At 63.2% G+C, this 14,356-nt stretch carries 13 protein-coding genes; 9 read left to right on the plus strand and 4 right to left on the minus strand.

Annotated features, from left to right (window positions below; translation table 11 throughout):
- Positions 1-217: 217 nt before the first annotated feature.
- Positions 218-1,561, minus strand: coding sequence for a mechanosensitive ion channel family protein (locus NKH42_RS10125; RefSeq protein WP_352974063.1), 1,344 nt, complete (start codon positions 1,559-1,561; stop codon positions 218-220).
- Positions 1,562-1,595: 34 nt separating this feature from the next.
- On the opposite strand from NKH42_RS10125, the gene NKH42_RS10130 reads away from it, so the two are divergent.
- Complete coding sequence (locus tag NKH42_RS10130) at positions 1,596-2,828, plus strand: hypothetical protein (RefSeq protein ID WP_352974064.1); 1,233 nt, start codon at positions 1,596-1,598, stop codon at positions 2,826-2,828.
- A gap of 39 nt (positions 2,829-2,867) precedes the next feature.
- On the opposite strand, the gene NKH42_RS10135 is transcribed toward NKH42_RS10130, so the two are convergent.
- Both NKH42_RS10135 and NKH42_RS10140 read right to left on the minus strand, forming a co-directional pair.
- Entirely contained in the window at positions 2,868-3,872 is a 1,005-nt protein-coding gene (locus NKH42_RS10135) for a cytochrome d ubiquinol oxidase subunit II (RefSeq protein WP_352689783.1), read from the minus strand.
- Positions 3,869-5,242 carry a cytochrome ubiquinol oxidase subunit I gene (locus tag NKH42_RS10140; RefSeq protein ID WP_352689784.1) on the minus strand — a complete coding sequence of 458 codons (1,374 nt, stop codon included), beginning with the start codon at positions 5,240-5,242 and terminating at the stop codon, positions 3,869-3,871. Before NKH42_RS10140 ends, NKH42_RS10135 begins: the two co-directional genes overlap by 4 nt.
- A gap of 263 nt (positions 5,243-5,505) precedes the next feature.
- On the opposite strand from NKH42_RS10140, the gene NKH42_RS10145 reads away from it, so the two are divergent.
- The 4 genes from NKH42_RS10145 (at position 5,506) to NKH42_RS10160 (ending at position 8,511) form a co-directional block, all read left to right on the plus strand.
- Positions 5,506-6,432 (plus strand): ABC transporter ATP-binding protein, encoded by a 927-nt coding sequence (locus NKH42_RS10145; RefSeq protein ID WP_352509392.1) that lies wholly within the window; start codon positions 5,506-5,508, stop codon positions 6,430-6,432.
- A gap of 14 nt (positions 6,433-6,446) precedes the next feature.
- Complete coding sequence (locus NKH42_RS10150; protein ID WP_352509411.1) at positions 6,447-7,208, plus strand: ABC transporter permease; 762 nt, start codon at positions 6,447-6,449, stop codon at positions 7,206-7,208.
- Positions 7,209-7,342: 134 nt separating this feature from the next.
- A complete protein-coding gene (locus NKH42_RS10155; protein WP_352974065.1) occupies positions 7,343-7,831 on the plus strand; it encodes a MarR family winged helix-turn-helix transcriptional regulator in 489 nt (162 codons plus the stop codon).
- Positions 7,831-8,511, plus strand: a complete 681-nt coding sequence (locus NKH42_RS10160) for a GNAT family N-acetyltransferase (protein WP_352509395.1) — start codon at positions 7,831-7,833, stop codon at positions 8,509-8,511. Before NKH42_RS10155 ends, NKH42_RS10160 begins: the two co-directional genes overlap by 1 nt.
- Before the next feature lie 104 nt (positions 8,512-8,615).
- On the opposite strand, the gene NKH42_RS10165 is transcribed toward NKH42_RS10160, so the two are convergent.
- Positions 8,616-10,622 carry a PhoX family protein gene (locus NKH42_RS10165; RefSeq protein WP_254818037.1) on the minus strand — a complete coding sequence of 669 codons (2,007 nt, stop codon included), beginning with the start codon at positions 10,620-10,622 and terminating at the stop codon, positions 8,616-8,618.
- Between the two features lie 202 nt (positions 10,623-10,824).
- Between NKH42_RS10165 and NKH42_RS10170 the strand changes: the two genes are divergently transcribed.
- The 4 genes from NKH42_RS10170 (at position 10,825) to NKH42_RS10185 (ending at position 14,356) form a co-directional block, all read left to right on the plus strand.
- Positions 10,825-11,163, plus strand: a complete 339-nt coding sequence (locus tag NKH42_RS10170) for a hypothetical protein (RefSeq protein ID WP_023679017.1) — start codon at positions 10,825-10,827, stop codon at positions 11,161-11,163.
- Between the two features lie 14 nt (positions 11,164-11,177).
- A complete protein-coding gene (locus NKH42_RS10175) occupies positions 11,178-11,879 on the plus strand; it encodes a phosphatase PAP2 family protein (RefSeq protein ID WP_352509397.1) in 702 nt (233 codons plus the stop codon).
- Positions 11,880-12,193: 314 nt separating this feature from the next.
- Positions 12,194-12,463 (plus strand): helix-turn-helix domain-containing protein, encoded by a 270-nt coding sequence (locus tag NKH42_RS10180; RefSeq protein ID WP_352509399.1) that lies wholly within the window; start codon positions 12,194-12,196, stop codon positions 12,461-12,463.
- A gap of 180 nt (positions 12,464-12,643) precedes the next feature.
- Complete coding sequence (locus NKH42_RS10185) at positions 12,644-14,356, plus strand: SulP family inorganic anion transporter (protein WP_352509400.1); 1,713 nt, start codon at positions 12,644-12,646, stop codon at positions 14,354-14,356.

Raw genomic sequence — 14,356 nt, forward strand, 5'->3', positions numbered from 1 at the left:
GCAAGCCAACGATAGGATGGCAAACTGTTCGCGATGTCCTCGCACAGCTGTTCGCGATGTCCCCGGTCCAAACAGGGGGGAGATCGGCTATCACCTCGACCTTCGCCAAATCTCCAACGTTCAGGACGAGCGGAGCGCTGAAACTGCTAATCTCCCCCCTTGCGGGGGAGATGGCCGGCAGGCCAGAGGGGGGTGCTGTCCCGCCAACGTCTCGAAACTACTCCCCCTTTTTCCAGGGCAGGCTCCAGCGCACTTTCTCCAGCGTCGCCCTTGCCTCGGCCGAGTCCGGGTCGGGCTCTGTCTCGCGATAATGCGCCGAGCCCTCAGGCGGGTAGTCAAGCGTGTTGTTGAGGGCGAATTTGTCGATCTGGCTGAAGTCGGGGAAAGGCAGATTTTGCGCCTCGCGCCAATCGCCGACCCTTTTCTCCGCGGCGATGCGTTTTTCGTCGTCGACCGGAAGGTCGGTGGCTCTGTATTCCAGTGACGAAGGGAAGGCGAACTGTGCGCCGGCATCATCCATGACGTTGATCATGGATAACAGGATGTCCTCGCGGATGGCTTGAAAATCGGCCACGTCGGCGGTTTTGATATAAGTGAACACGTCGATATCGAGCGAATAGGCGCCGTAGCCGGCAAAGCGCACGCGGCACGGCTCATCGATAACGCGCGGATGGGCAATCAGCAGCTTGCGCAGCTCGGCCAGGACGTAACGCAGCTGATCGGGCGTCGTTTCGTAGCGCAGCTGCAGCGTCGTCGCGAACCGGGTGCGGTCGCGATGGGCGTAGTTCTCGATCTGCATGCCGGCGAAATCCGAGTTCGGCACCGAGATGATGGTGCGGTCGAGCGACCTGATGCGCGTCGAGCGCATGCCGATATGCTCGATTGTGCCGGACTGGTCGCCGAACTTGCAGAAGTCGCCTACGCTTACCGGCCGGTCGGCATAGAGCGTCAGGCCGGAGAGGAAGTTCTGCAGCGTCGGCTGCGCGGCCAGCGCCACCGCCAGACCGCCGATGCCGAGACCGGCGATGACGCCTTCGTATGGGATGGCGAGCACTTCGGCCAACAGCAGGAAGGCGACGACGAGCACGGCGACGCGCGCGACGCCGGTGGACAGCGAAATCAGCGTGTCGTGATAGCCGGGCACTTGCCACAGTCCGCGATAGTGTTCGGCGACCTTGCCAATCAGATGCCAGACCACCGGCACGGCGCCGATCACGATCAGGCTCCAGGCGATTGCCTTGACCGGGGCGGCGACCACTTGTGGCAGACCGAGCGGGCGCAGCGTCAACAGCAGGAAGAAGCCAAGCACGATCGAGCGCACCGCCCATTCGACGATGCGGAAGAAGGCCGGGCTGTCCGTCCTTCGCACAAACAAGGAAATCAGCGCATTGGCGATGAAGCCGAAGACGATGCCGGCCAGTGCGGCAAGGCCGAGCATCCACCATTGCCAGTGCTCCATCGGGCCGGCGCGGGTGAGCAGGCCGGGGCTGATCTCGCGGGCGAGGCCACGGGCGATAAAGAACGGGTCGGTGCTGGCGAAGGCGGCGAATTCCGGCGCCACCGGCACGTCTTCGACGTCGGCGTAGAGCGCGGATGTGGGCGAGCGTCTCGGGCGTGAACTGCCAGATCTTGCGCTTGCCGGTGCCGTCGGGGTCGGTCTCGACCGGGCCGATGACGATGTTGCCGGCGGGATGCTCGAAATAGACGAAGGGGGTGTTGCTCTTCGGATCGTCGGGGATCTCCTGCCAATAGACGTAGCCGATGCGGTCGATGACCTTTTTGAGATAGCGCTCGAGCAGGAACGCCTCGTCGCCGCGCACGGCCTGACTGTAGTTGCGCAGGTCGAGCGCCGCCTGGGCCGGGTCGCCGGCTTCGGTGAGGCCGCTCAACAGTACCTTGAACGTGTCGCGCGGCGAGGCGAGCCTGCTCGGATCGTCGATCATGTCGACGGCTTCGCCACGCGCTTCCTGGAATTCGGCGAGCTTTGCCTGGAGCTCGCCAAGTGGCGGCCCCACGATGAACCAGTCGCCATTCCTGCGGCGAAATGTGACGTCGAAGGAGACCCTGGTGCCGTATTGCGGCAGCGTCGCCGTCACCTCGTCGCTGGAAATAATGTCATGCGGCAGGCTCCACAGACGGAACGTCGCGTTGTCGATGACGGTGAACAGCAGCTTGGTGTAATCGGGCATGTTGAGGCCGCCGCGGTCGGCCTCGGTGACGTCGACGAGACCGGCCGCCAGGCCGGCAAGACCCATGCCGCCGCCGGTGGCGCGCGGGACATTGTCGGCGCCGCTCTCGTTCATCGTCTGCAGGAACGAGCGCATGGTGCTCATCGGGCTCGACTGGTCGACACGCACGTCCTCGACGGCGCTGACGCGCACACCTGTCCACCATTCGGCGGTGGCGGCATCGAAGCGGCCCATGAAGCTGCCGCCGTCAGGCGACTGGACGAAGGTGAAGGCGCCCTGGCGGTCGCCTTCGAACCAGTGGCCGACAAGCTTGTCGCCTTCGGCCTTGGCCTCGATACGGCCGTTATAAAGCGGGTACACGCCCTTTACGTCGGCGCCGGTCTGCTCGAACTTGATCTGGGCGCCGCCGCCGCGCCACTTCGTGTCCCACACGCCGGTCCAGTTGGCCGCGTCCTGGGCATGCGCCTGCGGCATGGCCGGCAGCAGGCCGGCAAGCGCGAGTGCGCCGATCAGCGCGACCGTCCGGATCAGCAAAAGCAGCAGCCGATCCTGTCCTGCCGCAGAAAAGGGGTTCATTCTGTTGCCCTTCTTCTTGCCGGCGATTCTGCTGGGCCGGCCAGAGAAGGTTATTCCGCTTGAAGATGAATATTCTGTTTCAGGCTGCGACGGCGATGCCGGTCAGTCATAGGTCAGATCCGTCGCCTTGCCGGCGAACACCCGGTAGGCAAAGAACGAATAGAAGATGATGATCGGCAGCACGACGGCCGTGCCGACCAGGATGACGGCCAGGCTTTCGGGTGCCGAAGCAGCCTGCCAGATGGTCAGCCGGTCGGGCACCACGAAGGGGTAGAACGACCAGGCGAGGCCGGCAAAGCCGAGCGTGAAGATCGCGGCCAATGTCAGGAACGGGAGCAGCGCGTGGCGGTCGCCGGGTTTCGGCAGATGGAAGGTCTGGCGCCACAGCCACAGGAACAGCACTGCCGACAGGATCGGCAGCGGTGACAAATAGAGCATGGCCGGCCAGACGAACCATTTGTCGAAGATGCGCGCGCTGGCAAAGGGCGTGGCCAGCGATACCGCGACCATGCCGAGCGCGGTCAGCACCAGCGCCGTGCGCAGCCACAGCACCGCCTTCTTCTGCAGATCGCCTTCGGTCTTATAGATGACCCAGGCCGCGCCCATTGCCGCGTAGGCCGCGGCAAGGCAGAGCGCCACCAGCGCGCCGAACGCCATGCCGCCAGGGCCGACGTCGAGGCCGAGCACATAGACGCCGAGCATATAACCTTGCGCCAGCGAAGCGACGACCGAGCCCAGGAAGAAGATGCGGTTCCAGCGGTGCTTCCTGCCGGCCGGCACCTTGGCGCGGAAATCGAAGGCGACGCCGCGCAGGATCAAGCCGACCAGCAGCACGAAAACCGGAGTGTAGAGCGCGGTCAGAATGGTGCCGTGCGCCAGCGGGAAGGCGACCAGCAGCAGGCCGACCGCCAGCACCAGCCAGGTCTCGTTGGCGTCCCAGAACGGGCCGATGGCGGCGATCATCGTATCCTGTTCGGTGCCTTCGGCTGCGGCGAACAGGATGCCAATGCCGAGATCGAAGCCGTCGAGGATGACGTAGATCAGGATGGCGAGGCCCATCAGGCCGGCGAAGATCAGAGGCAGCAGGGTCGGCCAGTCGACGCTCATGATGTTTCTCCCGGTTGCGCAACCGGCTGCGACAGCGGCATGTTCATGACACCCGGCAGCGGCGAGGTGTCACCATCCTTCGCCGCCTTCAATGCCAGATGCACCAACACGCCGAGATAGGCGATCAGTAGCAGCACGTAGAGGCTGAGATAGACCGCGAGCGACAGCGCGACATGGCTGCCGGCGACCGGCCCGACAGCATCGGCGGTACGCAGCACGCCGGTGACCAGCCAGGGCTGGCGGCCGATCTCGGTGGTGTACCAGCCGGCCAGCGTCGCCAGCCAGCCGGACAGCGCCATCGGCACCATGACGAGCGCCAGCGGCTTGGGGAGGCTATGGCGGCGCTTGAGGAAAAAGGCCGCCGACCAGGAGACGGCGAGCATAAGGAGGCCTGTGCCGACCATGATGCGAAAGCCCCAGAACACCGGAAATACCGGCGGATGGTTGCCGGCATAATCGTTCAGCCCCGGCACGACGCCGCCGGCGCTGTGCCTGAGGATGAGGCTGGCGCCGTCGGGAATGGTGAGTTCGAACCTGTTCTCGCTCGCCGCTTCATCGGGAAGCGCAAACAGCACCAGCGGCACGTTGGGGCCGGTGTTCCAGTTGGCCTCCATGGCGGCGATCTTCTGCGGCTGGTGTACGAGCGTGTTGAGGCCGTGCTGGTCGCCTGCGAAGATCTGGATCGGGATCAGGATCGCGGCGGTGAAGACGCCGGTGCGCAGCGCCTTCCACATCGATTCCGAACGATCGCCGTAGAGATAGCGCAGCGCCGACAGGCCGGCGATCAGGAACGAGACGGTCAGCCCCGAAGCAAGCAGCATATGGACGAGCCGGTAGGGCATGGACGGATTGAAGACAACGGCCCACCAGTCGGTGGCGTGCGCTACACCATCGCGCATCTCGAAGCCGGCCGGCGTCTGCATCCACGAATTGAGTGCGATGATCCAGAAGGCGGACAAGGTGGTGCCGCCGGCCACCAGCACCGTCGCCAGCGTATGGACGCGGTTCGAGACGCGGCGGAAGCCGAACAGCATGATGCCGAGGAACGCCGCCTCGAGGAAAAAGGCGGTCAGGATCTCGTAGGCCAGCAGCGGGCCGGCAATGTTGCCGACCGTCTCCATATAGCCCGGCCAGTTGGTGCCGAACTGAAAACTCATGGTGACGCCGGAAACCACACCCATGGCGAAGGACAGCGCGAATACCTTAACCCAGGTGAAATAAGCGCGCATCCAGGCCGAATCGCCTGTCGCGTTGTAGCGGAGCTTGAAGAACAGCAGCACCCAGCCGAGCGCGATGGTGATCGCCGGGAACAGGATGTGGAACGAAATGTTCGCGCCGAACTGAATGCGCGACAGAATGAGCGGGTCCATGGCGGCTCCGGCTGCTGCTTGTTTGTACAAGGATAGGCTTCATGCGCGGGACGGTCAAAGCGGCGTCCCGCCGCGAGGCGGAACGCCGCAGTGTCGGTGAATCTGTTTTTGCATGGAATTTGGCTGGACGACCTGGCAGGTGTCGCCTATTCCGGCAAACCTCGATGTCCAGAACTGTCAGGAGCGGCATTGACATCCGGATTTGCGAACCGACATTCAGCGGATTAAATCAACAACTCTGTTTCAAGCAGCCGTTTTCAGCCATGCAGCCGATCATCTCGATTTCCGGGGTCACCAAGACCTACGCCACCGGCTTCAAGGCGCTGAAGGAGATCAATCTCGATATAGTGCGCGGCGAGATCTTTGCGCTGCTCGGTCCGAACGGCGCCGGCAAGACGACGCTGATCTCGATCGTCTGCGGCATCGTCAACCGTTCGTCGGGTTCCGTCACCGTCGACGGCCATGACATCAACCGCGACTACCGCGCGGCGCGCAGCTTGATCGGGCTGGTTCCGCAGGAACTGACCATCGACGCCTTCGAGAGCGTGTGGGCGACGGTCAACTATAGCCGCGGCCTGTTCGGCAAACCGGCGGACAAGGCGTTCGTCGAAAAAGTGCTGCGCGACCTGTCGCTCTGGGACAAGAAGGACGCCAAGGCGATCACGCTGTCCGGCGGCATGAAGCGCCGGCTGATGATTGCCAAGGCGTTGTCGCACGAGCCGCGCATCCTGTTCCTCGACGAACCGACGGCAGGCGTCGATGTCGAGCTGCGCCAGGACATGTGGGCTATGGTGCGCCGGCTGCGCGAAGACGGCGTCACCATCATCCTGACCACGCACTACATCGAAGAAGCGGAGGCGATGGCCGACCGCGTCGGCGTCATCAACCGCGGCGAGATCGTGCTGGTCGAGGACAAGGCCGAGCTGATGCGCAAGCTCGGCCGCAAGCGGCTTGTGCTGGAACTGCGCAGTCCCCTGGCCACCGTTCCCGACGCCTTTTCGCGCTACGCGCTGGAGCTTTCGCCGGATGGCGGGCAGCTGACCTATACTTATGACAACCAGAGCGAACGGCCGGGCGTCGCCTCGTTGATCCGCGAGCTCGAGGCGGCCGGCATCCAGTTCCGCGACATCGACACGGAAAACAGCTCGCTCGAGGAGATCTTCGTCAATCTGGTGAGGAAACCGGCATGAACCCGCGCGCGGTCATGAACCTTCATGCGGTATGGGCGATCTATCGGGTGGAGATGGCGCGCGCCCTTCGCACGGTGCTGCAGAGCATTGTTTCGCCGGTCATTTCGACGTCGCTCTATTTCGTCGTCTTCGGCTCGGCCATCGGCTCACGCATCACCGAGATCGACGGCATCAGCTACGGCGCCTTCATCGTGCCGGGGCTGATCATGCTGTCGCTGCTGACGCAGTCGATCTCCAACGCTTCTTTCGCCATCTATTTTCCGAAATTCGTCGGCTCGATCTACGAATTGCTGTCGGCACCTGTGTCCTATCTGGAGATCGTCATCGCCTATGTCGGGGGTGCGGCGACAAAGTCGATCGTGCTTGGCCTGATCATCCTGGCGACGGCCTCGCTGTTCGTGCCGCTTCACATCGAGCATCCGTTCTGGATGCTCGCCTTCCTGGTGCTGACGGCGGTGACCTTCAGCCTGTTCGGCTTCATCATCGGCATCTGGGCGAAGAGCTTCGAGCAGCTGCAGCTGGTGCCGCTGCTGATCATCACGCCGCTGACCTTCCTCGGCGGCAGCTTCTATTCGATCAACATGCTGCCGGGCATCTGGCGCACGGTGACGCTGTTCAACCCGGTCGTCTACCTGGTCAGTGGCTTCCGCTGGAGTTTTTACGGCAAGTCCGACGTTTCGGTCGGCGTCAGCCTCGGCATGACGGTTGTTTTCCTGCTCGTCTGCATAGCAATCGTCGCCTGGATCTTCAGGACCGGCTACCGGCTGCGCAACTGATCGACTGGCCTGCCAGGCAAAGCAGCCTTATCAGTCAACGGAAACAGCGCTGAGTGCAGCCCTTGCGACGATGCCCTTGATCTTCATGTTTTGTTATATATCATGTTATTGTTTTTCGCGAGACGGATTGGTTTATGGAAGACATCACACGATCGCTTGGCTTCTTGTGCCTGGGCAGCAGGATGAAGCGTATAGGCGAGCAACTGCAAGCGGAGGCGCAGCGCCTGCTCGACCGGCTGGATGTTCCGGTTCAGGCGAGCCAGTACCCACTGCTGGCCGCGCTCGACAGGCTGGGCCCGCTGCCTGTCGGGGAACTGGCGCAATCGCTCGGCATCGCGCAGCCAGGTATAACGCGAAGCGTCTCGCTTCTGGCCGGACTGGGATTGCTCGAGGTCAGTCAGTCGACCGATGACCAGCGGCGCAGGATTGTCTCTCTCACTCGGGACGGCCGGCGGCTGGTCGATGTCGCAAAGCGCGAGGTCTGGCCGCGCATCGAAAACGCCGTTGCGGATTTGTGCGCGGATCTTTCGGGGCCGCTTCTTGAGCAGCTGACCGCCATCGAGGACGGCCTCGCCGCGGCTCCTCTCGACCGTCGAGTGAAAAATCCGGAGGGCGCGGCGTAATGAGACACCTGCTCGACCGCCCTATCTGGAGCGCACTTCAGACGCGACATCGGGCGTTCGCGCAAGGTAATGACCTCGCCAGGCAGTATCGGCCGTCGATCGTTCCATTCGCCGCCACTGGCGCCGACGACGCGGAAAGCCTGCGGACGCTCGAACAGCTTGTCTCCGCGGGCGAGAGTGTCATTCTGCTTCAGTCGGACGCCATTGCTCTGCCCGCGGGGCTTTTTGCGACTTCGACCGCAGCCGGGGTTCAAATGATTGCCGAGCGGCCGTTGCAAACCGTGTCTGACCAACGTGTGCAACATCTGACCCGAGACGATGCGGCTGAGATGCTCGCCCTGGCATTGCTCACCAAGCCTGGCCCATTCACGCTCGAAGCCTTGAGCCTGGGCGATTTTTGGGGCGTGAAAATCGAGGGCAGACTTGTGGCAATGGCCGGCGAGCGCATGAAGCAACCTGGCTATACCGAACTCAGCGGGGTGTGCTCACATCCGGAATTTCGCGGCGGTGGCCTAGGCAAGCTGCTGTCCCTGTTCGTGGCAAACCGGATAGTGGCGCGCGGCGAAGTTCCCTATCTCCACGCCTATGCCAGCAACGCCACGGCCATCAGACTATACGAGTCCATTGGCTTCAGGTTGCGAAGCACAATGAATGTGGCCGTGGTTCAGCGCACCGAATGATTAGTCGGCGCATGATGCGCAGCATGGATGCATCCCATATCAGGAAAGGAAGGATTTCGCATCCACCGAAATCCTTCCTCGAGACTGCAAGGCCTTCCTGCGTCTCAGACCGCGATCTTGCCGCCGCCTTGCCTGGTGATGGCAACGACCGCCGGGCGCACCGGCATGTCCGGCTTGAAGTCAGGCCAGCGGGTCGACAAATCCTCATAATAGGAGGGACGCCCAAAAGCCTCCCAGTCCTCGCCACCGTCGCCTGGATGCTGGACGGCAACGAAAGCAGTCTGGTCGTCCGGCGCAAACAGGGGACCACACATTTCGGCGCCGATCGGCACACGGAAGAACAGCTTTGAGGTCGCCCGCGCCGGGCCTTCCGTGTCGACCGCCCACAGGCCGTCGGTGCGGCCTGTGGCCTTCGGGCCCTGGCCGTCGGTAGCAACCCAGAGGCGGCCGGCCGAATCGACCGCGCAATTGTCCGGCATGCCGAACCAGCCATTGGCAGTGGTTGCGGTGGAGAAGGTGGCGCCGATTTCGGCCACGGCGGGATCGCCGCATTTCAGCAGGATTTCCCACTTGCCCTTGGTCGCAGCGAAATCACCGCCATCCTCGACGATCTCAATGATATGGCCAAAGGCGTTTTCGGCGCGCGGATTGGCGGCGTCGACCTGGTCGGCCTTGCGCTTCGAATTGTTGGTCAGCATGACATAGACCTTGCCATTGGCGGCATTGGGCTGGATGTCTTCCGGGCGGTCCATCTTGGTGGCGCCAAGCAGGTCGGCGGCACGGCGCGTCTCGATCAGCACGTCGGCCTGGCTGGCAAAGCCGTTTGCCGCTGTCAGCGGTCCCTGGCCGAAGACGATCGGCAGCCATTCGATTGAACCGTCCTCGGCGAACTTGGCGACATGCAAGGTGCCGTCGTCGAGCAAATTCATGTTGGCGGCGCGATCGTCCGGATTGAACTTGCCTGTGGTGACGAACTTATAGACATAGTCGAAGCGCTCGTCGTCGCCGAGGTAGAAGACGACACGGCCATCCTTGGCGACGATCGATTCTGCGCCCTCATGCTTGAAGCGGCCCATGGCGGTGCGCTTCCTCGGCACCGACGTCGGATCCTGGACGTCGACCTCGACGATCCAGCCGAAGCGGTTCGGCTCGTTCGGCTCCTTGCCGATATCGAAACGGTCGTGATGCGCCGCCCATTCATAGGCGCCTTCGGGAATGCCGAGGCGCTTGTAATTGGCCGCCTCGTTATGGCTCTGCGGCAGCTCGCCCGAGAAATAGCCGTGGATGTTCTCCTCGGCCATGACATAGGTGCCCCACGGCGTGACGCCGCCGGCGCAGTTGTTGAGGGTGCCGATGACCTTCGTGCCGCTCGGGTCGGCGCTGGTCTTGACGCGGTCGTGGCCGGCGACGGGACCCGACAGTGCCATCTCGGTGTTGGAGGTGATGCGGCGGTTGAGCTTGCCGTCGCGCACGACCTGCCATTTGCCGGCTTCTTTGCGGATCTCGACAATGGTGCCGCCATGCGCGGCCATCTCGACATCGACTTGCTCCTTGCTGAGGGGCGCCTGCTTGGCTTTGCCATCGACGATGGTGACGAGGCCCGGGAACATCAGATGCGGATTGGTGTATTCGTGGTTGACGACCAGCAGGCCATGCTCGGCCGAGCCGCCGATCGGGATATAACCGACATAGTCGTTGTTGTAGCCGAATTGTCTGGCCTGGGCTTCCGCCGACTGTTTTGTCGGATCGAATTCCGGCGAATCGGCGAACAGGGGATCGCCCCAGCGCAGCAGCACGTCGGCGTCATAGCCAGGTGCGACGTGATGCTTGTCGTCGATGCCGGCCTCGAGCTCGTCGAAAGCGAAAGCGGAGCCTTCGGCGGCGCGGGCGTTGTCGGCGGCGATCAGCGCCAGCGGGCTAACGGTAGCGGCTATGGCCGAGACGGCAAGCGAGCCCTTGAGGAAGCCGCGGCGCGAGAACCGCGCGGCGATGATCTCACCCATGGTGCGGTTGTCGGTGGGATTGGCTCCTGGCCCATCGTTTTCCTCGAGCAGGCTGGTGCGGAAATGGGCGTCAGGGGTGCGATGTTCGGTCGAGCGCTGTTCAGTCATGGGGGCCTGCCTCTGGCTGGATGGATTGCTGGAGCGTGTTGCCTGGCCAATCCGGTATTACCGGCAGGTCACAGTTTGATGACATGCCGGCTAATTGCCACCTGCGATTTCGTATCCAACATCAGCCCCGCTTGACCGCGACCGGCGCTTCGGAAACAAGAGCTGCGGCAGGCGCGTAGGGACCGCATCGGGAGGAACAAAAGTGAGTTTCTGGGGACTTGGGCAGCTCTGCGTTTCGACGGTGATCTTTCTGCTGGCGGCCATGGCCGCAAAACAGTGGGGGCTGGCGCCGAGCCTCGGCAAGATCGTGCTGACGTTGGCGCTCTATTCGCTGGGCAATCTGATCATGCTGAGGCTGATCCGTGAATTCGGCATGTCGGTGTCGTTCAGCCTGTCGGCGGTGATCCAGCTGGTGTCGGTGAATGTGGTGGCGCTGGTCTTCTTCGGCGAGCGCGTCAATGCCTTGCAGGCAACCGGCATTGTGCTTGCCATCGCAGCTGTGGCGCTGATCACGCTCGGGCCCTATCTGCAAAGGCTGTAGCTGCGATCGGGCCGATGAAGAAGATTGCAAGCAGACTGCGCAACTGGCTGGAGTTCCCGGTTCTGCTGGCCGGGCTGGTCATTGCCGGCGGGCTGTGGGGGTTCGAAGAACTGATGGAGCTGGCGCGGGCGACCACGCCGCATGCCTTCGACACCGAAATCCTGCTTGCCTTCCGCAAGGCCGGCCAGCCCGACAATCCGATCGGACCGGCGTGGCTGGAAGGAGCGATGCGCGACGTCACCAGCCTCGGCAGCGCCAGCGTACTGGTGCTGATCACGGCAGCAATGATCGTCTATCTGCTCCTTATCCGCAGGCCAGGCGCGGCGCTTCTCATGTTCGTCGCAGTGGCGGGCGGCCAGCTCCTGTCAAGCGTGCTGAAATTCGATATCGACCGGCCGCGCCCCGATCTGGTCTCGCATCTCGCCGATGTGGCATCGCTTTCGTTTCCGAGCGGCCACGCCATGCTGTCGGCGGTGACGTATTTGACGCTGGGCAGCATGGCGGCACGGTTTTTGCCCGGGCGCACAACGAAGATCTATGTGCTCGTGCTGGCGGTGCTGACGACGGTGCTGGTCGGCATCAGCCGCATCTATCTCGGCGTCCACTGGCCGTCCGACGTGCTGGCCGGCTGGTGCGCCGGCTTTGCCTGGGCGATGCTGTGCTGGCTGGCGGCACGATTGCTGCAGCGATGGCTAGGGCGGGCCGACGGCACCTGACGTCGGCCGGACTACTTCAAATCAGCCTGTTGATCAGGCCATGTCCGCAGCCTGCCAGCAGGAAAACCATCGACAGCAAGACTGTCGAGGTCGCCAACGCTTTGAATGTCTTCACCTGCTCATCCCTTTTAAGGTCGTACCTGTGAAATCGGTACCGCAATGGATGTCCCGCCTAACGATGTCGAGGTTTGTAGCATGCCAGCGCACCGGCTGGCAAAGACTGTTGCATGTTTCACATATGCAAGATGATGTTTGACCCATCATTATGAAGGTATTATACGTGATACTGCAGAACTCAGACGGGGTTTTGACCGATGATCACTGCCGCGCAGATGCGTGCCGCGAGGGCGCTGGCCGGCATCGATCAGAAGACCCTCGCCGAGCGCGCCGGGGTTTCGCTTCCAACCATTCAGCGCATGGAAGCGAGCGACGGCGTGGTCCGGGGCGTGGTCGATACGCTGATGAGGGTCATCCAGGCCCTTGAAGAGGCCGGGGTCGAGCTGATCGGCGAGAACCAGGCGAGCGAGCGTGGCGGCAGGGGCGTTCGCCTCAAGCCTGTCACGCCGCAGAACCCGCAAGGCTGACGCTACTGCCGCATCGCCGAAAATCAAATTCGATTTTCGGATAGTCCGATGCGCGGGTCAAAAGTGTTGGGGCGTATCTGTGCGCCTATTTGGACGCACGCCGCTCCAAGTCGCGACGGCGACCGCCGACAGTCCTGCCGACGATCCCGCCGCTCCTTGGTTTCATGCGGAAGGCACTCGATGGATCAGACGCAGCGGGCAGTGCATCAACCGGCGCGGCCGACATTTTCCGAACTGTTCACCCCGAAGCTGGTGACGGTGCTGCGCGAGGGCTACACGCTCACGCATTTCAAGGCGGATGCCATCGCCGGGCTGACTGTCGCCATCGTTGCGCTGCCGTTGTCGATGGCAATTGCCATTGCTTCAGGCGTGACGCCGGAGCGCGGGCTCTACACCTCGATCATTGGCGGATTCCTGGTCTCGGCGCTTGGCGGCAGCCGTTTCCAGATCGGCGGCCCGGCCGGCGCCTTCGTTGTGCTTGTGGCGGCGACGGTGGCGCGGGTTGGCGTCGACGGCTTGCTGCTGGCGACGATGATGGCCGGCGTGTTCCTGCTTGCCATCGGCTATCTCAGACTTGGCACCTACATCAAATTCATCCCCTACCCGGTGACCGTCGGCTTCACCGCCGGCATCGCTGTCATCATCTTCTCCGGCCAGATCGTCGAACTGTTCGGGCTGAAGCTCGCCGGCAAGGAGCCAGGGCCGCTGGTGCCGAAGCTGATGGCCATCGGCGAAGCGGCCGGAACAATCAACCTCGCCGCAACTGCGGTGGCGGCACTGACCATCATCACCATTGCGATGTTGAAGCGGTTTCGGCCGAAGTGGCCGGCTATGCTGATTGCCATCGGACTGGCATCCCTCGTCGTCGCATTGCTCGCCATGCCGGCCGAGACGATCGGCACGCGCTTCGGCGGCATCCCGCGCAGCCTGCAATGGCCGGCCTTCCCGCCGCTCAGCCTCGACAGGATAATCGACGTGCTGCCGGACGCCATCGCCTTTGCGCTGCTCGGGGCGATCGAATCGCTGCTGTCGGCCGTCGTCGCCGACGGCATGACCGGAAGGCGGCATCGCTCCAATTGCGAGTTGGTGGCGCAAGGCTTCGCCAATATCGCCTCCGCCTTGTTCGGCGGCATATGCACCACTGGCACCATTGCCCGCACCGCGACCAATGTACGGGCCGGCGCGCATGGACCGGTCTCAGGCATGATGCACTCGGCCATTCTGCTTGCTCTGATGCTGGCGGCGGCACCGCTGGCCAGCTATATCCCGCTTGCAGCACTTGCCGGCGTGCTGGCGGTGGTGTGCTGGAACATGTTCGAGAAACAGGCCTTCGCCACCTTGCTGCGCGCCTCGCGCGGCGATGCGCTGGTACTGATGGCGACGTTCCTGATCGTCATCTTCCGCGACCTGACCGAAGGCATCGTCGTCGGCTTCGCGCTAGGCTCGATCCTGTTCATCGACCGCATGGCCAAGAGCATCGCGGTGGAGGCGGACCATCAATCCTTGGTGCAGGAAGACGTCGCCGACCGAGCCAGCGCTTATGATTCCAGCGAGGCGAGCGATGCCGACACCGTGGTCTACCGGATATCGGGCGCCTTTTTCTTCGGCGCCGCCTCGACCGTCGGCACGGTGCTGGACCGCATCGCCGACCAGCGCAAGAACTTCATCCTCGACTGTTCGGCGGTGCCGTTCTTCGATTCGACGGCGGCCAATGTCATCGAGGGCGCGGCCCACAAGGCCAAGCGCGCCGGCGTTCGCTTTATTATCTCAGGCGCTTCACCGCAGACACGCCGCATGCTGATCAACCACGGTGTCAAGCGGCCGCTGGTGACTTATGCCGCATCGATCACGGATGCGCGGGCGCAGCTGAAGAAAGCCGCGCCCGCCGCCTGA

The organism is Mesorhizobium sp. M1142 (assembly GCF_040318565.1).
Taxonomy (GTDB): Bacteria; Pseudomonadota; Alphaproteobacteria; order Rhizobiales; family Rhizobiaceae; genus Mesorhizobium.